This is a genomic window from Cellvibrio chitinivorans, assembly GCF_035117775.1.
GTDB lineage: Bacteria > Pseudomonadota > Gammaproteobacteria > Pseudomonadales > Cellvibrionaceae > Cellvibrio > Cellvibrio chitinivorans.
In genome coordinates, this window is record NZ_JAYKKN010000002.1 from 486,018 (window position 1) to 505,611 (window position 19,594).

Annotated in this window: 13 protein-coding genes; 9 read left to right on the forward strand and 4 right to left on the reverse strand. The window is 46.5% G+C overall.

Features of this window, described 5'->3' with window-relative positions; all coding sequences use genetic code 11:
* Positions 1-350 precede the first annotated feature (350 nt).
* The 9 genes from SPL68_RS08810 to SPL68_RS08850 all read left to right on the forward strand — a co-directional run bounded on the left by SPL68_RS08810 (position 351) and on the right by SPL68_RS08850 (position 16,499).
* On the forward strand, positions 351-833 hold the full coding sequence (locus SPL68_RS08810) for a copper resistance protein B (protein ID WP_323814723.1): 483 nt from the start codon (positions 351-353) through the stop codon (positions 831-833).
* A 624-nt stretch (positions 834-1,457) separates the two neighbouring features.
* Positions 1,458-2,720 (forward strand): efflux RND transporter periplasmic adaptor subunit, encoded by a 1,263-nt coding sequence (locus SPL68_RS08815; RefSeq protein WP_323814724.1) that lies wholly within the window; start codon positions 1,458-1,460, stop codon positions 2,718-2,720.
* Positions 2,713-5,826: an efflux RND transporter permease subunit gene (locus tag SPL68_RS08820; RefSeq protein ID WP_323814725.1), complete on the forward strand. Its 3,114-nt coding sequence runs from the start codon at positions 2,713-2,715 to the stop codon at positions 5,824-5,826. The genes SPL68_RS08815 and SPL68_RS08820 overlap by 8 nt, the downstream gene beginning before the upstream one ends.
* A 150-nt stretch (positions 5,827-5,976) precedes the next feature.
* Positions 5,977-9,498, forward strand: coding sequence for a HEAT repeat domain-containing protein (locus SPL68_RS08825; RefSeq protein ID WP_323814726.1), 3,522 nt, complete (start codon positions 5,977-5,979; stop codon positions 9,496-9,498).
* Between the two features lie 133 nt (positions 9,499-9,631).
* On the forward strand, positions 9,632-10,795 hold the full coding sequence (locus SPL68_RS08830) for a helix-turn-helix domain-containing protein (protein ID WP_323814727.1): 1,164 nt from the start codon (positions 9,632-9,634) through the stop codon (positions 10,793-10,795).
* Positions 10,796-11,023: 228 nt separating this feature from the next.
* Positions 11,024-12,343, forward strand: a complete 1,320-nt coding sequence (locus tag SPL68_RS08835; RefSeq protein WP_323814729.1) for a glycoside hydrolase family 5 protein — start codon at positions 11,024-11,026, stop codon at positions 12,341-12,343.
* Between the two features lie 52 nt (positions 12,344-12,395).
* Positions 12,396-13,199 carry a pirin family protein gene (locus SPL68_RS08840; RefSeq protein ID WP_323814730.1) on the forward strand — a complete coding sequence of 268 codons (804 nt, stop codon included), beginning with the start codon at positions 12,396-12,398 and terminating at the stop codon, positions 13,197-13,199.
* 41 nt (positions 13,200-13,240) lie between these two features.
* The gene (locus SPL68_RS08845; RefSeq protein ID WP_323814731.1) at positions 13,241-14,806 is read left to right on the forward strand and encodes a GH39 family glycosyl hydrolase; all 1,566 of its coding nucleotides are present in this window, start codon (positions 13,241-13,243) and stop codon (positions 14,804-14,806) included.
* 22 nt (positions 14,807-14,828) lie between these two features.
* Complete coding sequence (locus SPL68_RS08850) at positions 14,829-16,499, forward strand: family 43 glycosylhydrolase (RefSeq protein WP_323814732.1); 1,671 nt, start codon at positions 14,829-14,831, stop codon at positions 16,497-16,499.
* A gap of 78 nt (positions 16,500-16,577) precedes the next feature.
* Here the strand turns inward: SPL68_RS08850 and SPL68_RS08855 are convergent, their stop codons facing one another.
* The 4 genes from SPL68_RS08855 to SPL68_RS08870 form a co-directional block, all read right to left on the reverse strand.
* Positions 16,578-16,874: a c-type cytochrome gene (locus tag SPL68_RS08855; protein WP_323814733.1), complete on the reverse strand. Its 297-nt coding sequence runs from the start codon at positions 16,872-16,874 to the stop codon at positions 16,578-16,580.
* Positions 16,875-16,969: 95 nt separating this feature from the next.
* Positions 16,970-17,794 (reverse strand): 3-keto-disaccharide hydrolase, encoded by an 825-nt coding sequence (locus SPL68_RS08860; protein ID WP_323814734.1) that lies wholly within the window; start codon positions 17,792-17,794, stop codon positions 16,970-16,972.
* Between the two features lie 121 nt (positions 17,795-17,915).
* Entirely contained in the window at positions 17,916-18,803 is an 888-nt protein-coding gene (locus SPL68_RS08865) for a hypothetical protein (protein ID WP_323814735.1), read from the reverse strand.
* Positions 18,804-18,821: 18 nt separating this feature from the next.
* Complete coding sequence (locus SPL68_RS08870; RefSeq protein ID WP_323814736.1) at positions 18,822-19,574, reverse strand: ribonuclease H family protein; 753 nt, start codon at positions 19,572-19,574, stop codon at positions 18,822-18,824.
* Between the last annotated feature and the right edge of the window lie 20 nt (positions 19,575-19,594).

A 19,594-nucleotide genomic window follows, 5' to 3' on the forward strand; every position in this document is an offset into this window, starting at 1 on the left:
ACTAATGCCAGTATTACCGGTAGCGCCTGCATTGTAGCGAAGTATTGAACGCGCCAATAACTCATAGTCATCATCTTTTTTATCGGCGTTTAGCGCAGAAATTGCTGCCGAGCCACAGGCAGCAGTGGTCGCACAGTGACGATAGCCGACTAATCCATAGGCTGTTGAATAGTTGTCAGCCAGACTTCGTTTTGCATATGCCTGATATAGCGCACCTCTTGTACACCCTCGCCGCGCTTGCTCACCTATAACTCATCCTGACTATAAACCCTGTCGGGCGACGAATAACCATAAATAACTGTGAGCCAACCATTATTGAAAATTCAGTAGCGTCATGATTCCAAAATTCAATGCAAAACACGTCCAATCAGCCTATCGACACCTATGTGCTGGAAGGCCAAGCCTGGATTGGTAAAGATCTGAATAAATTTTGGTTGAAAACCGATGTTAAATATGTGGATGGCAAAACCGAAGAAGCAGAAATTCAGGCACTTTACAGCCGCGTCATTGCCCCTTATTGGGATTTGCAAATCGGCCTGCGCCAAGATTTAAAACTAGAAGCAACCCGCGAATGGGGCGTGATCGGTATTGAAGGCTTGGCGCCCTACTTCTTTGAAATCAATGCCGCCTTATTTGTCGGCGAATCCGGCGCTACCGCCGCGCGAATTTCCGCCGAATACGAATGGATGTTCACGCAAAAATTAGTGCTATCGCCCGAAATATCACTCAACTTTTACGGCCAAAACGACAGCGAAACCGCTGATTTTGTGCGTGAACATGATGAGGAGATTAGTGATGCACAGGCAGTAGTCGGAGTGAGGATTTGGTTTTAAATCGCATAGCTCAGTACTAAATCGGAAAAACGGCGGACAAAAAAACAGAGCCGCCGTTTTTTTACTCGAAGCTACTTAAATTTGATTGCGTCACTTTTATCGTTGCGCTCGGCTGTACATAAAAATATAGCAGAGAACAGTATGCGTTTAACTTATTGATCGTTGCGGTTATGATTACACGATGCGCTCTTATCCATTGCTATTCATTTTATTACTCAGCATCTTGATGCCCATACAAGTGGCGGCAGAGATTCTGCTGTCCGCTACGCAGTGCCCTGAAGAAACTACAATGCAAATGGATGAATCTGGTATGGGTGAAGCTATGCCCTGCTGCCCTGAAGCGAATGACACGGATAAGATATATCAATGCAAAACCGCTCAATCCTGTCATCTCTGCAAAACACCGGTACAGGTATTTATCTATAACCACGCGTCTTTTTCGTCTTTATTGAACGCCTCCCTTTTCCTTAAAAGTCCCCCGATAACCCTCGCTGTTTTTAATCCAGCCAGCATCTGGCGTCCACCCAATATTTCCTGAAAAAACACGATTTAATTTCGCTTGATTTTTAGTCGCACCTGAATTCGAGCGGGACGATTTTTTGTCGCTTTTCAGGAGTTTTTTACATGAATAATGTATCTGTACGCGCGCTCGTCGTTGCGTCCATGTGTGCCTTGGCTCTGGGTGTTGTTATAGGTATTAGCTGGCCACAGCTGCCTAAATCTTTCTCGACTCCCCCTTCACTTGAAGATGTGGCTGATGATGTAACTCATGAGCCCAAGGTGCTCTATTGGTACGACCCAATGGTGCCAGACCAACATTTTGACAAACCGGGTCCATCGCCGTTTATGGATATGGATCTAGTTCCCAAGTACGCCACACAATCATCGCAAGAGCCAGGTCTGGCCATTGATGCCAACCTAGTACAAAACCTCGGCATGCGAACTGCGAAAGTCGAACCTAAGGATTTAACAACGCACGTGGAAGTGACGGGAGTGCTGCTATTTAACGAGCGCAGTCAAGCGGTTGTGCAATTGCGCGCAAGTGGTTTTGCCGAAAAAGTGTGGCCTTTGGCCGTGGGGGATAGTGTTATTGCGGGTCAGCCTATAGCTGAATTCCAAATTCCGGAATGGCTTGATGTACAGAACGACATGCTCTCGCAGCCAGTGACAGAGAATCCTCGTCTGCTACAAACGCTGCGGACCCGATTGCAGTTACTCGGCATGCCAGATGAACTGATCGCGAAAGTGGAGAAAACCCGGCAGCCGGAAACTCGTGTAACCATCACCGCACCAATTAGTGGGGTGGTTACCCTGCTGGGAATTAAAACTGGCATGGCCATGGCGAGTGGCGACACGCTAGTGCAGATTAATGGTATCGATAGCGTGTGGCTTGACGCTGCCATCCCGGAGGCACAAGCCTCGTTATTAACCTCTGGGGCTAAGGCAACTTTCTACCCCGCCAACCCTGATGATGTCGCGCTATACGGAACGCTCGAATATCTCTTGCCCATCGTTGATGAAAAATCCCGCACTCTGACTGCACGCGTTTTATTCGATAACCCAAACAGACAACTCAAGCCAGGTACCAGTGGGCGGGTAACTCTGCAAACTACTTCAGATAAAACAGGATTATTTGTCCCTACCGAAGCCATCATCCGCACGGGAAAACGCGTGTTGGTAATGGTGGCAGAATCTAGTGGTACCTTTCGACCTGTCGAAGTAATCGCAGGCCAAGAAATCGGAAACCAAACACACATCAAAAAAGGTTTGGAAGTTGATCAGGAGGTCGTCACAAGCGGCCAATTTTTGTTGGACTCTGAAGCATCCCTTTTGGGCATCCCATCGGTGAAATTACATTCTCACACCCTGGAGATGAATCATGATTAAGCGTCTTATTCGTTGGTCGATTGCCCATCGCTTATTGGTATTGATAGCGTCGTTGCTACTCACGGGATGGGGCGCCTGGGCAATTAAGATGACACCGATCGATGCCCTCCCCGATTTATCCGACGTTCAAGTGATTATCCGCACCAGCTTCCCCGGACAGATCCCGCAAACGGTAGAAGATCAGGTGACCTATCCAATCACCAGCAAAATGATGTCCGTACCCGGCGCCAAAACCGTGCGCGGCTACTCGATGTTTGGCGATAGCTTCGTCTATATCTTGTTTGACGATGATACCGATATCTACTGGGCGCGTTCTCGTGTACTGGAATACTTGAGCCAGATTCAAACACAATTGCCCGCAACAGCGAAACCCGCACTAGGGCCAGACGCGACCGGTGTTGGTTGGATTTTTCAATACGCTCTGATCGACAAAACCGGTAAGCACGATCTCGCCCAATTGCGCGCACTGCAAGATTGGTTTTTGCGGTTTGAGTTGGCACCCCTACCCAATGTTGCTGAGGTGGCCGCCATCGGTGGAATGGTCAAGCAGTATCAAGTGATCCTCGACCCGATCCGTCTGGCATCCTTCAATTTATCTCACGAGGAAGTGATCAAAGCACTCCAGCAAGCGAATCAGGAAACCGGTGGTGGCGTGCTGGTAGTAGGTGAAGCGGAGCTGATGATTCGTGCGCGCGGCTATTTGAGCACGCTGGATGATTTTAAAAACATTCCGCTGAGATTAGTGGATGGCGTACCTATCTTGCTTGAGGATGTAGCAACTATCCAATTGGGGCCGGAAATGCGCCGGGGGATCGCGGAGCTAAATGGTGAAGGCGAAGTCACCGGCGGGATTGTCATCATGCGTTCAGGTGGCAACGCGCGCACTACCATCAAGGCTGTTAAAGAAAAACTCGCACAATTAAAAGATAGCTTGCCGGCAGGCGTCGAGATAGTCACCACCTACGACCGAAGCCAGTTGATCGACCGTGCAGCGGCTAACTTAACGCGCAAGCTTATCGAAGAGTTTTTAGTGGTTGCACTGGTATGCGCTGTGTTTCTCTGGCACTGGCGTTCGTCTCTGGTCGCAATCGTTTCCTTGCCGCTTGGTGTACTCATCGCTTTTGCATTGATGGGCCATCAGGGAATTAATGCCAACATCATGTCACTGGGTGGAATCGCTATTGCGATAGGTGCGATGGTAGATGCAGCGATTGTCATGATTGAAAACGCGCACAAACATCTGGAGCGCTGGCAACAGCAAAATCCCCAGCAAACACTTAGTGGAGAACCGCGCTGGCAGATTATTACTCAGGCCGCTACTGAAGTTGGACCTGCGCTATTTTTCTCGTTACTGATTATCACACTCTCTTTTATCCCCGTGTTTACCTTGGAAGCGCAAGAAGGACGATTATTCGGCCCGCTCGCATTTACCAAGACCTACGCGATGGCGGCAGCCGCCGGACTTTCGGTGACGCTTATTCCCGTACTGATGGGCTATTGGATTCGCGGCAGGATACCCAATGAGCACAAGAACCCCCTCAATCGCTGGCTGATTGCCATTTATCGTCCGGCGTTAACACACGTATTAAGGCACCCAAAAACGACGCTTGGTTTTGCCCTGGCAATATTGCTGACCACTGCCTGGCCACTCAGCCAATTGGGCGGCGAATTTCTACCTCCCCTTGATGAAGGCGATGTCTTATACATGCCCAGCGCCCTACCAGGATTAACGGTTCAGCAAGCAAGTCAATTACTTCAACAAACTGATCGCCTGATCAAAACTGTGCCGGAAGTCGCGCAGGTTTTCGGCAAAGCTGGCCGCAGCGATAGCGCGACTGATCCTGCACCGTTGGAAATGTTTGAAACTACGATTCAATTCAAACCGCGTGACCAATGGCGCGACGGAATGACGCCGGAAAAACTTATCGCCGAACTGGATGTGCGGGTAAAAATACCGGGGCTATCCAATATCTGGATACCGCCCATTCGCAATCGGTTGGACATGCTGGCCACAGGAATTAAAAGCCCTATTGGTGTAAAAATCGCGGGAAACTCGCTCGCCGATATCGACCAAGTTGCGCAGCAAATTGAGCAAGTCGCAAAAACCGTAGATGGCGTTTCATCAGCAGTCGCCGAACGCATTGCGGGTGGGCGTTTTCTGGAAATTGATTTCAATCGGGAAGAGCTGGCACGTTACGGATTAAGTATGACCCAAGCACAATCGGTGGTTAGCCGTTTGATCGGCGGTGAAAATCTGGGTGAAGTAATAGAAGGTCGGGCGCGATTCCCAATCAACCTGCGCTATCCGCGCGATTGGCGTGACAGCATCGGAAAGCTTCGCAATTTGCCTATCATCACGCCGCTGGGTAACCACATCACGCTAGGAACCATTGCCAATATTGCAGTGAGCGATGGCCCGAGTATGCTCAAAAGCGAAAATGCCCGACCAGTGAGTACTGTCTACATTGATGTACGTGAGCGCGATCTTGCGGCCACTGTCAAAGATTTGCAAAACACAATTGATAGCCAAGTGAAATTAGTGCCAGGCACCAGTATTAGCTACGCCGGACAATTTGAATTTATGGAACGCGCAAATGCACGTATGCAATGGATAGTACCTGCAACCCTGGGGATTGTTCTGGTGTTGCTATTTTTAACTTTTTCGCGCTGGGATGAAGCGCTGCTAATTATGGGCACACTACCATTTGCACTGACTGGCGGCGTCTGGTTGTTATATTTAATGGGATATCACTTATCTGTCGCAACTGCGGTAGGTTTTATCGCGTTGGCCGGCGTATCCGCCGAATTCGGGGTGATTATGCTGCTCTATCTAAAACAGGCATGGCAAGAACGAATTGATGCGGGAACAACAACACAACAGGATTTATTCGAGGCTATTCAGCAAGGTGCAGCATCGCGCATTCGCCCAAAAATGATGACCGTAACAGTCATTGTTGCAGGACTAATGCCGATATTTTTTGGCAGTGGAACCGGCTCTGAAATCATGAGCCGGATCGCTGCACCTATGGTGGGAGGCATGATATCCGCACCGCTCTTATCACTGTTTGTTGTACCCGTTTTGTTTAGGGTGTTGCGGGCGAGATGAAAAACCAATTAAGGAATCTATCTGATAAATGTTAATTAATGTTCACAAGCGTCAATTAATACGCTTTTGACGCTTGTGCTCACCTATAATTCATCCCGACTATAAGCCCGGTTCGGGCGACGAATAACCATAAATAGCTGTGAGCCAACCATGAATCAACCTTTGTTGAAAAAACGTCCACTTGGAACTCCTTTATCCCAGTATTTACTTGCTCCGCTTGTCGGGTCGCTGTTGTTGATTGGCGGTTGCTCTAAAGATGCGCCGCCAGCGGCTGAAGCTCCGCAAGCGCAAGCCAGTTCTGCGGCGAGCAGTGCCGCGCTCGATATTACCCGCATCACGCCAGATGAGGCTAAGCAGGCTGCGCAGGCAATTGAGCAGCAGGTTCCGCTTACTTTGGCGGATGGTATTAAAGGCGAGCTTTGGGCTTCGGAGAAATTATTGGGCGATACGGTCGCCATCCATGTGGATGACAAAGGGCGTATTTGGGCGGGTATTACCCAGCGCAGCAACAACTCGGAATTTGATATTCGCGGCTATCCAGAGTGGGAGCATCCATCGGTTGCTTTCTCAACCGTAGAAGATCGCCGCGCGTTTTTACACGCAGAACTCGCGCCAGAAAAAAGTGCGCAGAATGAACGTATTCCCGACCGCAACAAAGATGGCAGCAATGACTGGCGTGACTTGGCGGTGATGACTGAGAAAGTGATTCGCCTTGAAGATACTCAAGGCAGCGGCAAAGCCGATTTTGCGCAAACCGCAGTGAATGATTTCCACACCGAAGTGACCGATGTGATCGGCGGTATGTTTTATAACGATCAAAGCGAAGAATTATTTGTAAACGTCGCGCCCGATTTTTGGAGATTAAAAGACACCGATGGCGACGGTGCTATGGACACCAAAGAATCGCTCGCTCACGGTTTTGGTGTGCATATTGGTTTTAGTGGCCACGGACTTTCCGGCGCTATGCAAGGCCCGGACGGCATGATGTATTACAGCATGGGAGATGTGGGCACCAATATTACCGACAGCACCGGAAAAAACTGGAATTACTCCAACCAAGGCGTGATTGTTCGCAGTGAACCGGACGGCAGTAACTTTGAAGTATTTGCCGCTGGCCTGCGCAATATTTATGAATTTTCATTTGATAAATACGGCAACTTTATCAGCGTCGATAACGATGGTGATCACATCGGCGAATACGAACGTGTTGTGCATTTGATTGATGGTTCAGACACCGGCTGGCGAATCAATTGGCAACTCGGAAAATACAAAGATCCTAAAAATAATTCCTACAAAGTCTGGATGGATGAGGACTATTACAAGCCGCATTTTAAAGGCCAAGCCGCGCACATTTTGCCACCGGTTGCGCCCTATCACGCCGGCCCTGCAGGCATGACTTACAACCCGGGCACGGCATTGAGTGATAAATGGCAAGACCATTTTTTTGTCGTGGAGTTTGTTGGCTCGGCAACACGCGCCGGTGTTAATGCATTTACGCTTAAACCAAAAGGTGCCAGCTTTGAATTAGCGAGCGATGAAAATGTTTTCCGCGGTGTATTGCCGACCGGTTTGGATTTTGGCCCCGACGGCGCACTTTATTTAAGTGACTGGATTGAAGGCTGGGGCTTAAAACAAAAAGGCCGAGTATGGAAATTGGATACACCGGAAACTGCAAACAACGCCATCCGTACTGAAACCAAAAATTTGCTCGCCAGTGATTTGCGTAAAGAGCCGACTGAAAAATTGGTCGAGCTGTTAAATCACGTCGATATGCGCGTGCGCCAAAAAGCGCAATTCGCATTGGTTGAAAATCAACAACTAGAACCTTTACAGCAAGTCGCGGTTTCATCCAGCAATCAATTAGCGCGTATCCACGCTATTTGGGGCTTGGGGCAAATACTGCGCAAAAATCCTGAGCATCATGCAATTCTGGTTAATTTACTAAAAGATGCCGACCCTGAAATTCGTGCGCAAGCGGCAAAAGTATTAGGTGATGTACCTAAACCAGATGAAGCTTTTGTCAAAGCAGCAACAGAAAATTTATTGCCCTTGGTTGCCGATAAAAATCCGCGCGTACAACTCTACGCAACTCAAGCCTTGGGTCGTATGGGCGTGGAATCTGCAATTGCGCCTTTGGTGGATATGCTGGAAACCAACAATGAACAGGATGTGTACTTGCGCCACGCCGGTGCTATCGCATTAGCGCGCATTGGTAATGAAGATGCATTGGGCAAATTAGCAACGCATCCTTCGGAGGCAGTGCGTATCGCCGCAGTGGTTGCATTAAAGCGTTTGCAAAGCCCTGCACTTGCAAACTTTTTGAATGATAAAAGTGAGTTTGTTGTTACCAACGCTGCGCGCGCTATTAGCGATGATGCACTGGTAACCGATGCCCTGCCCGCACTGGCTGCACTGGTTGAAAATCCTCGCTTTACCAACGAGCCTTTATTGCGCCGCGCAATTAATGCCAATGTCTATTCAATTAATGACACAGCAGCAAATGCCAATCGCTTGATTCAATTTGCACAGCAAAAAGCTATCGGTGGAAAATTGCGCGCTGAAGCTATCCAAGCGGTTTCCGTGTGGGCTGAGTCATCTAATTATGATCGCGTAACCGGCATGTATCGCGGCGAATTAAAGCACCCACAACAAGAAGCTATTGCTGCAATTACCAGTGGCTATCCTGCACTGTTAAAAGATCAGGATAAACACGTGCGTGAAGCCAGCGTATTGGCACTTGGTGAATTGAATATTAAAGATGCGAACGACACGCTAATTGAATTATTAAAATCCGATTCATCTGCCGTGGTTCGTATAGCTGCATTGCACACGCTGAAAAAGTTTAATCCTGCCAATATTGGCGATCTCGTTTTCATAGCATTGAAAGATAACAATCAAGCCGTGCGTATGGCGGCACTAGCACTGGTTCCCGAGCTGAATCTGCCTGTGGCACAAGTGGTCGAAATGCACAGTGTATTGCTAAAAAATGGCACTACTGGCGAACAGCAAGCTGCCCTGCTCTCGCTCGCCAATGTAAAAGCCACTGAAGCCGAAGCGGTTTTCAAAGAGCAAATGCAGTTGTTAATCGATGGCAAAATCGCACCGCAGGTACAGCTTGAATTGATTACGGCGGCAGAAAAAATCGGCACACCGGAGTTCACGCAATTGCTGGCCGACTACGAAGCGAAAAAAGATAAAGCCAATCCTTTGGATGTTTATCGCGAAGCGATTTACGGCGGCGATGCTGAAAAAGGCGTTGCGCTCTTCCGCTACAGCAACTCCACCCAATGCGTGCGCTGCCATATGGTTGGCACACGTGGCAATAAAGTGGGGCCAGATTTAACCACCATCGCCACGCGCATTACGCCAGAGCAAATGCTGGAAGCCTTGGTTGCCCCCGCTGCACGTATCGCCCCTGGTTTTGGCCGCGTGACAGTAGTGAAGAAAAATGGCGAGCGCATCGAAGGTTCGTTTGATGCAGAAACCAAAAATGATGTAACCATTACCGCTACTGCGGGAACGCAAACCATCGCACGCAGTGAAATCGACAAACTCGAATTTGGTGGAATCTCACCAATGCCACCAATGGGATTGGGTCTAACCAAGGCAGAGTTGCGTGATTTGGTCGCTTATCTTTCAACTTTGAAAGAAGAGGTTCATGAAGGGCATTAAGGATTACATGAATTGATTGCCCCTTATTGATTGCCCCATTGCAAAAAGACCTCTCGCCGAGGTCTTTTTGCTTTAGTAACCAGGACGATTGTTTTACCATTTTGATTAATTGCCCCTTCGCTGTGATTGCCCTATGCAAGAATTTTATAACAAAGCACTGGTGAGCTTTTTAGGCTTGATATTAGCTAGCGCGCTGATTAGTTATCTGTACGTGGATAAAACGTTTTTGCGCGTATCGCTATTACCCAATACCGATAAACAATTGCAGTGGCATTCGGAACCTCACACCGATGTGTATGAACAAGGCAGTTCCAGCCTGAATTTGACGGATGATATTTTTAGCTTGAGTTTTAATTTTACCGTCCGGCCACAAGCGCAATATCCCTTTGCCGCAGTGAACATGGTGTTTGGTAATCCAGACGCTTCGACGTTTATTGACTTATCTGCCTTCGATAAAATCGCCTTCAGCGCCAAATGCTCGCGTGCAAATACCCTCACCTTCACCATGATTACCTTCGACGAGCAAGTATCCAAGCTGGATGACTTTTTAAGTTACCGATCGCCCGCCACTTTTTTTGCCTGCGCTCCTGAGTGGCAAGCTGTTGAATTGGATTTAACCCGACTGGAAACACCGCAATGGTGGTTCGATATGTTCAAGGTCGATTTGTCGAAAAAGGAATACAAGCTCGATAAAGTGGCCAAACTCAACTTTGGCAGTAGCTCCCGCAGCCCTCGGGATGTTGATACGCACGTTCAAATTAGCGAAATAACCCTGATCGGCCACAACTGGTTTTATCTTTACTTGCTTGGTGTTGCGCTGTTTATTCTGTGGAGCGCTTATGGCCTTTGGCTATTCCGGCTGCATACCCGTGCGCTTATTAGTGAATTGCAAAATAAAATCCAACGCGACCGTCCTCTGGTTGCCTATCAACAACTGTCGGTTGAATCGCTAAAAGATAAAGACCGCAGTGCGATCCTGCATTTTATGGCAACACAATACGCCAATGCCGATTTAAATCTTGAAGCTATGGCGAGCGAAATTGGCGTGAGCCGCACCAAGATCAACGACATTCTCAAATCTGAACTCGGCTTTACTTTTACTGGCTACCTGAACAAGCTGCGCCTGACCGAAGCAGCGCGTTTACTGGCGCAGGTAGATGAAGCGAACATCGCTGAGATCGCCTATTCAGTAGGCTACAAAAATGTTTCCTACTTCAACAAACTCTTCAAAGAGGAATACCACTGCACACCCAAAACCTACAAAAGCCTGTGCGATAAAACTGTCGACGACCACTAGCCATGAACAACTAGTAAAAATCGCCAGTTACACTTCAACTAAATCGAAAAAAACTACCACTATTTGCAAACTGATAATGTTTTTAGCACAAGCATTACCAGTACTGCGTACTTTTTGGACAAACTCATCTGGCCAATTTCCTTTTCCGCGCATAACACGCGAGCATATGCGAACAACATGCGCGAATAAAAAGGGAAATGGATTTTTTATCCAGCCAGAGAAATTGTCATGAAAATAATAAACACTTTATTGATATCGGTTTGTTTAACATCTTTAGTCGCTTGTGGTGGCGGTGGTTCCAGCGGCGGCACCTCGGCAACACCAGTTCCCGGTTCCGCCACCCAAGCATCATCCAGCATTCAGTCATCATCCGCTTCATCTGTATCTTCTGCTGTGGCCTCAAGTTCTGTTAGCTCTTCTGTGACTAGTGAAGTGTCAGAAAATCTCTATCCCAGTTATAACCTCAGCCCTCAACCAGCAGATCAAACAGGGATGGAAAGCACAGCGACTCAAATCGCCAATCAGATAAAAATTGGCTTCAATATTGGCAATACCCTTGAAGCTATGGGAGGGAAATCGGAAACCTATTGGGGTAATCCAAAGATCACCAAAGAATTTGTGAGCTATGTAAAACAGGCAGGCTTTAATGCGATTCGCCTACCCGTTTCATGGAATCAGTACGCTAACCAAACTACCGCAGAAATCGATATCAACTGGCTCAACCGCGTCAAAGAGGTAGTGCAGTATTGTGTGGATAATAATCTCTACGTGGTGGTCAATGTTCATTGGGATGGCGGCTGGCTGGAAGACAATGTCACTCCCGCCAAACAAACCGAAATTAACGCCAAGCAAAAAGCCTTTTGGGAACAGATTGCCACCCATCTGCGCGACTTTGATGAGCATGTGTTATTCGCCAGTGCCAACGAACCAGCGGTAGAAGATGCGCAGGAAATGGCGGTGTTGCACAGCTATCATCAAACATTTGTTGATACTGTTCGTGCCACCGGTGGTAAAAATGCTAACCGCGTGCTTGTCGTTCAGGGGCCAGTAACTGACATCGACAAAACCCATGAACTTTGGATCACTATGCCTGAAGATACTGTGGCCAATAAATTAATGATGGAAGTTCATTACTACAGCCCCTGGAATTTCACCGGCATGACAAAAGATGAAGGCTGGGGAAACCAATTTTATTATTGGGGCAAAGATTTTCATTCCACCACTGACACTGCGCACAACCCCACATGGGGCGAAGAAGACTACGTTAACCAACAATTCCAGCGCATGAAAACCCAATTTATCGATAAGGGCATTCCGGTAATTATTGGCGAATACGGCACTGGCAAGCGCGACAATTTAACTGGCGCTGATTTGCAATTGCATCTTGATAGCCGCGCCTATTACTTCAAGTACATCACTCAACAAGCTATCGCTTACGGTATTCAACCCTTTGTATGGGACACAGGTGGATTGCTGGATCGCACCAACAATAAGGTGTTGGATCAACAAGTTTTTGATGCGCTTATGCAGGGTGCAGGAAAACAATAACGCTTTAACTTAATTCCAGGATGACATGTTCAATACATTGCAGGAACAAACTATGAGTTATGGTTTCAGTGAAATCAATAATAGCCAAACATCAGTAGTACTACAGAAGCAAGCGGGTTTGTTGACGGCACTAGTCGATAGAGAAAACATCAAACCATTTGTTGCGCTGAATCTTTGCAGCGCAACAAATGGTATAGGTTCAGAACTTGAATCAGTGTCAGGTCAAGCGATCATCACTTATGTTATTTCTGGCGAAGGCCAATATCGCGACTCAACGGGAAAATCCGGTTGTTTAAAAAAAGATGACTGGGCTTGGATTATTTCCGGCTCGGGAATCTTGCATGCGATAAAACCAACAACTGATGATTATCTGGCGATTCAGGTAAGCATTGCTTTATCGCCAGCCTTGGAAAACTCTCTTCCACAAAGCAGTTATATTGAGGCATCAGCAAGAAACAAAAATGATCCTGCACAAGTGTTAATTGGTCGGAACGGCATAAATCGCGGCACCTTCGCTGCGCCTTCATTAGTGAACCTATTGATCGTTCATTTGGATGTGCAGCAGCAGTGGACTTATGAGTTGCCACTTAATCATCAATTTGCATGGGCAAGTGTCATTAGTGGATCAGTAAAAATAAATGGCGAGAAAAAATCCCAGAATAAAATTGATACTTATCATACTCCTGCTGAAAAAATTCAATGCCGCGCGCTATCGGAATCGATATTGGTTATAGGTTCTGCACATGAGTTTGATTACGATCTAGTCGCGCAGAATACATCTGTACACACGTCCATTGAATCCTTACAGCAAGGGCTAAGAGGAGTTGCGCAAATTAAAATGCTCCAACACCTCTAAAGAAAAAGTAAAAACACGATTTAATAGCAAGAGACTTACCCATGACGATAAAAACTATTTTTCACAGTATTGCCGCGATTTTTTTTGCATCGGCACTCATAGCAAATGCACAAGAGCGCAACATTGTTATTGATGCGAATAAAGTAAAAGGCGAATTCAATACCTTTTTCAAAACCAGTATTGGTGCCGGGCGCGCCAACGAAGGTCTGCGCGCTGATTGGCAACAACAACTCGCTGAAATAAAAAAGGATGCGGGCTTTCGCTATATTCGGATGCACGGCCTGCTAACGGATGACATGGGTGTTTATAAAATTGATGCTCAAGGCAAAGAGCATTACAACTTTCAATATATAGATGCGCTTTACGATTACATCCTCAGTATTGGAATGAAGCCCTTTGTGGAATTGGGTTTTATGCCAAGCGCGCTGGCGAGCGGTGATAAAACCATTTTTTGGTGGCGCGGCAACGTTACACCGCCGCACAGTTATGAGAAGTGGGAAGCTTTGGTCAAAAAACTGACCGAGCATTGGACGAATCGCTACGGTGCCGATGAAGTTGCCAGCTGGTATTTTGAAGTATGGAACGAACCTAATTTAGATGGGTTTTGGGCAGGAACCCAAGCGGAATATTTCAAACTTTATGCTCATAGTGCGCGTGCAGTTAAAAGCGTAAACCCAAAATACAAAGTGGGTGGCCCTGCCACTGCTGGTGCAGCATGGATCCCAGAAATGATTGCTTACTGCGTAGAAAATAAAGTGCCGCTCGATTTCGTAAGCACCCATGCCTACGGTGTCAACCAAGGTTTTCTGGATGAGTTTGGCAGCACTGGCACGGTATTATCGAAAGATGAAATGGCAGTTGCGCGCGACGTATTAAAAAATCGTGCAGAAATTGCTGCATCGCCCTTACCTAATCTTGAGCTACATTACACCGAATGGAGTTCGTCCTACACTCCAGCAGATCCAACTCATGACTCTTATCATCAAGCCGCATATATTTTGCAAAAGTTAAAGCAAGTTGGTGATGCTGCTCAGTCTATGTCCTACTGGGTATTTACCGATATTTTTGAAGAGCCGGGTCCACGCTTTGAGGCTTTTTATGGCGGGTTTGGCTTAATGAATACGCAGGGTATAAAAAAGCCTGCCTATTTTGCCTATCAATTCTTGAATCAACTATCGACAACCGAATTAAGCAATAACGATGCACAGTCCTTTGCAACTCGCGATGACAAAGGCAATGTGCAAGTTTTATTTTGGGACTCAACCCTAACCTTGCCTGATGGCATTAATAACCAGCAGTACTACATCAAAGACTTGCCTCCAGCTGAAAAAGGCAAAGTAAAAATTGAGTTAACTAATTTGAAAAAAGGTAAATATTCACTCGCCATTTCACAAGTAGGCTATAAAGAGAACGATGCCTTCACAGCCTTTATTGGCATGGGTTCGCCAACACAATTAACTAGAGCGCAAGTAGCAGAATTAAAATCTCAGGCTACTGGAAAACCCTCACAGGAAAAAACGATCAAAATCGCCAAAGATGGGAGTTTCACACTGGAATTGCCACTGCGCGAAAACGATGTTTATTTACTTGAGCTAACTCGCCATTAAGTCCGAGCCTAAGGAATTTGAAATGTTTGATCAAACACGCAGAACCTTATTTAAAGCCTGTGTCACAGCCGCAGCTGTATCCCCGTTGGGATTAATTAGTCTCACTCAGGCCACAGAAACAAAATCGGCTTCCGGTACCAACAACTGCGTCCCTGCCAACAAGCTGCAATGGGCACGCGGAATTGAAGGCCAACGCAAAGCCGACCTTGGTAACGGCACTTTTTTAAATCCGATTATCGCTGGCGATCATCCTGATCCGACCGTATTAAAAGATGGTGATGACTATTACATGACATTTTCGTCATTTAATTCTTATCCCGGCATTGTGATTTGGCATTCGAAAGATTTGGTTAATTGGGTTCCCATCGGCCCTGCCCTGCATAAAAACATCGGCACTGTGTGGGCATTGGATTTATGCAAGCATGAAAATCGCTATTACATTTATATCCCCGCTGCTCCTGAAGGAAAACCTTGGGGAACTTACGTGATTTGGGCGGATGATATTAAAGGCCCTTGGAGTGACCCGATTGATTTAAAAATCGATGGCTGTATCGACCCTGGTCATGCCGTAGGAGAAGATGGAAAACGTTATTTATTTGTAAACGGCATTCGCAAAATTCGCCTGCGCAATGATGGTTTAGCAACCGATGGAGAAATCGAACAAGCCTACAATCCTTGGCGTTATCCCGATGATTGGATCGTCGAAAATTTTGCGCCCGAAGGCCCCAAGTTATTACGCCGTGGCGAGTGGTTTTATTTAGTTACCGCAGTCGGCGGCACCGCAGGTCCAGTTACCGGTCACATGGTAATCGCTGCTCGCTCGCGCTCTATTCATGGCCCTTGGGAACACTGCCCATACAATCCATTAGTGCGCACACAATCTGAAGCAGAACCTTGGTGGTCGCGTGGTCACGCTACCTTAATTGAAGGGCCATCAGTAAAAGGAAAAGATACAGATGGCAAAAGCAGCGATTGGTGGATGATTTATCACGCCTACGAAAATGGATTCCGCACTCTCGGTCGTCAAACCATTTTGGAACCTATTGAATGGACTGATGATGGATGGTTTCGCGCAAAAGGTGGTGACCTTTCCACACCACTAGCTAAACCGCTACCAGCATCAACCGGTGAATCTGGCATGGCACTCTCCGATGATTTCTCGCAGAATAAAATCGGTATTCAATGGAATTTCCATAACCCAGGCAAGCAAGAAGCAACGCGAATTCATTACAAAAATAAAATGTTGGAGCTAACGGCAGCAGGAACATCACCCGCTAATTCATCACCGTTAACTTGCAATGTAGGTGACCGCGCATACCAAGCGGAAGCGAGCTTTGAATTGCAAGGTGATGCAGAGGCAGGCTTGCTATTGTTCTACAACCACAAAGCTTATGTAGGTTTGAGTTTTGATAGTAACTCGATTAAATCCCATCAATATGCAGAAGAACATAGCTGGGCGCGCATTCCGAATAAGTCGAAAAAACTACGTTTGCGTTTAATCAATGACAACCAAGTCATTACCTATCAATATTCTCATGATGATGGCAAAACCTGGATAACCCACGGCACACGCATGGAAGTTTCCGGTATCAACCATAATGTTTTTGGCGGATTCCTGAGTTTAAAAGTTGCGATTTATTGCAGCGGTACGGGTAAAGTTAAGGTCAGGGATTTCCGTTACAGCGCACTCTGAGCGCACCAATGAAAAACCAGTGATAAAAAAAGCAGCGATAGTTAGTCGCTGCTTTTTTAGTTAGAGCCAATCTAAAAACTATTTCGTCATTTTTTCGATCAGCTTTTGCAGGTCTTCATCTGTGCAATCCATGCAAGTACCTTTGGGGGGCATTGCATTAAAACCTTCGATTGCGTGTTTAAGCAGTACATCATTTCCTTTTTCCAAGCGCGGCGCCCAAGCGGCAGCATCACCGGTTTTGGGGGCACCCATTAAGCCTGTATCGTGACACATCTTGCAGGATTTATCGTATTTAGCATCGATTGCTGCATCATCTGCAATAGCAGAAAAGGATGCAAAAACAGCTACAAGCAGTGCTATAGATTTGAAGTTCATGTGGTCGTTCCTCTTGAATACACCATTACACGGTTACTTTCCCGCTGAGGGATATTTTTGTTTTTAACTTAACTATATTGAACAACAGCCTAAGTTTAGTACGCGCAGGCTTTTGGGTTATCTTTTACAAAATAACTTTTAAAATTTTTGGCCTTTTTATCCATACAGCCTTCCAAGTTTAGCAGGCGAACCTTACGGAAATCGGTTGGGCTACTTTCAGCTTGCAGTGCGATATAGCCGCTACCATTTGGCGTGCGGTCATCCCATTGCAAATCGGTATATTCCAACACTTTCTTGCCGTTAATAAAGTGCTCTGCCTTTTCACTGCCGTGAACGACTAATTCCGCCGTTACCCATTGATCGCCCGCGAAGGTATCGCTGGTTGAATTAATAATATGGTCTTCGGTGAATTTTCCGTTAAATACAACGTGCGTTCCGGGAGTGCAAAGATTGCCAGTAGTGCGCGCGTCTTTACCATTTCCGCCCAGCAACTGATATTCCATACTGCCGGGAAAATCCTGTTCGACCGCCATAGTTTTGGGGTCTTGCGTGTGGTACATAATGCCGTTGTTGCGCCATGCCCACTCAGGCCCACCTTTTACTTGCTCGCCAACAAAACGATATTCGACTTGAATTTTGTAATGTGAATATGGCCCGCCGTTATAAAAAATATGACCGAAGCGTTTATCAAATTCTGTGTATTCATCATAACGAGCTTGCATGATGCCATCTTCAACACGGAAGGTATTAAACGCATTTTCGCCTAATGGAAAACCACGAATTTTTACTGACCAATTACTTAAATCTTTACCGTTAAATAAATCGATCCATTCTTCTTGGTCAGGATTGTTTTTGGCTGAAACCATTTGGCCACATAACAACAATGCGGCCATAGCGGTGCAAGCAAACGGCTTAATCATTTTCAGTCCTCTAGTTATTCGAAATTATTGGTGTCTACTGAGTTGTGCGTCAATCTACCTCAATTATCGGATAAATAAAAAGACATTTACAAAACCAAACCCATAGCCGAAATGCGGTTAATTAGGTATGCCAAATGCCGCTGTAAAGTGCGTCATAACTGGTTTCTTGAAGAATGTCGCAACCTACGCTTTTTAGGAATATCTTCTGCCCTTGCGAGATTTCGCGCCCAGCGTATACATACCAGGCTTTTCTAGCGCGATCAGGAAAGGTTTTAAAATACTTGGCGCGCTCGATTAGCAACCAGCGCAGAAAGATTTCTGATGTATCCAAACCCAAACCAATAAAAACCAAATCATTATTGAAAATACAGTGCAACCAGGTATCACTTGCATTCCAATGTGCGCCTGCAGGCTCAGCATAAAGCCGCCCATCTTTACCCTTATTAATGAGCGCCCTCGCCCGCTCAACCGACCCCATATAATGGCTTAAACCCAAGCGAATACTCCGCGAGTAACGCTGCAGCCCATTGATATGCCAAATACCAAATTCAGTTGCAGGGTTTTGAATTTCACTCGCAGAAAAGCAGCTTCCCCAAGGATAAAAATCAGTGAATTTTTTACTGTCAGAGTGATGCAGTTTTAACCCCAAACAATCCGATAAGGTTTCATCAAAGTTGGTAGTTAAAATTGGCGAGTTGCGATCTCTCGCCCAATTGACAATTGCATGATGGTGAGCTTTTGGTTGCCATCCGGTTAAAAAATCACAAAATTCTTTTTGCAGATTTTTTTCTTTTAACTGACTACTTAAATCAAGCGCATCATAAAACTCGGTAAGGGATATCCCCAAGGGGATTGCTTGGGCATCCTCTTGGGTGTGCCGCTCCCACAACTCCAGCAACATTGCATCCCAAGAATTTATGCTCGCATTATTGTTATAGCGATTGATACCGTTGCCTAAAATCAGCGCAAATTGATAGGCGGGGTTTTTAAGAATATTGGCGAGTGTCATTTTATTTTAGGTAAGCGACTAGCCGGCTCTAGTCGCTAAAATGGCAGGAATATCCAGCGGCTCGCGATACAGTGCAAAGTCGGCCTCTCGGGATTCAATCGCAAGAATAGACATGCGGTCAGCCAGTTCGTTACCTTGCAAACCAACATGACCATTTACATGTAGCACTTGAACCTTATCTTTCAATTGTTGGTAGAGCGCATAAATTGATTGGATAAGCTCAAGGTTTTTAATCTCGCCCCCCTTCTTTTTCCAGCCCGCCTTTTCCCAGCCGATTGCCCAAATGGTCACACACTGAATAGCGTATTGTGAATCCGAAAAAACCACAGCGGTTTTTCCGCGCGCAACTTCACCTTGAGCGATCAATAAACCTTGGTGCAGCGCATTTAATTCGGCAGTATTATTGGTTCCATTGGGATTGTACAAACCAAACCAAAGCTCAGTGAGTTTGTTATCGCAATAAACCGCCACCCCTGAACCTGCTTCACCGGGATTCGGCTCACAACCGCCATCGGTAAATATTTTTACTTGTTGCGGCAGTGCATTTACTTCAGCCGCGTTATAGGTTTTTATCTTATTTCCACTAGGAGCCGCGCGCCCGGTTCCTGCTGTCGGCTTCGCACTACCAAATGCCGCCTCAGCTTCTTCCCGCGTTAAAAACGACTTATAACGCGCCCCCACAAATCCATCGACTTGTTTTTTGCAAGTAGGCCAATCGGTAAAAATCCCCGTCTCACGCCCCGCCCATACCACATAAAATTTTGAAGCCATTTGAATCTCTTTCTATTTGT

Bases quoted from the DNA above. Each gene is read 5' to 3' on its own strand.
- SPL68_RS08820 (WP_323814725.1), top strand. From the start codon at position 2,713: ATGATTAAGCGTCTTATTCGTTGGTCGATTGCCCATCGCTTATTGGTA.
- SPL68_RS08835 (WP_323814729.1), top strand. From the start codon at position 11,024: ATGAAAATAATAAACACTTTATTGATATCGGTTTGTTTAACATCTTTA.
- SPL68_RS08855 (WP_323814733.1), bottom strand. From the start codon at position 16,874: ATGAACTTCAAATCTATAGCACTGCTTGTAGCTGTTTTTGCATCCTTT.
- SPL68_RS08870 (WP_323814736.1), bottom strand. From the start codon at position 19,574: ATGGCTTCAAAATTTTATGTGGTATGGGCGGGGCGTGAGACGGGGATT.
- SPL68_RS08815 (WP_323814724.1), top strand. From the start codon at position 1,458: ATGAATAATGTATCTGTACGCGCGCTCGTCGTTGCGTCCATGTGTGCC.
- SPL68_RS08850 (WP_323814732.1), top strand. From the start codon at position 14,829: ATGTTTGATCAAACACGCAGAACCTTATTTAAAGCCTGTGTCACAGCC.
- SPL68_RS08810 (WP_323814723.1), top strand. From the start codon at position 351: ATGCAAAACACGTCCAATCAGCCTATCGACACCTATGTGCTGGAAGGC.
- SPL68_RS08825 (WP_323814726.1), top strand. From the start codon at position 5,977: ATGAATCAACCTTTGTTGAAAAAACGTCCACTTGGAACTCCTTTATCC.
- SPL68_RS08865 (WP_323814735.1), bottom strand. From the start codon at position 18,803: ATGACACTCGCCAATATTCTTAAAAACCCCGCCTATCAATTTGCGCTG.
- SPL68_RS08860 (WP_323814734.1), bottom strand. From the start codon at position 17,794: ATGATTAAGCCGTTTGCTTGCACCGCTATGGCCGCATTGTTGTTATGT.
- SPL68_RS08845 (WP_323814731.1), top strand. From the start codon at position 13,241: ATGACGATAAAAACTATTTTTCACAGTATTGCCGCGATTTTTTTTGCA.
- SPL68_RS08830 (WP_323814727.1), top strand. From the start codon at position 9,632: ATGCAAGAATTTTATAACAAAGCACTGGTGAGCTTTTTAGGCTTGATA.
- SPL68_RS08840 (WP_323814730.1), top strand. From the start codon at position 12,396: ATGAGTTATGGTTTCAGTGAAATCAATAATAGCCAAACATCAGTAGTA.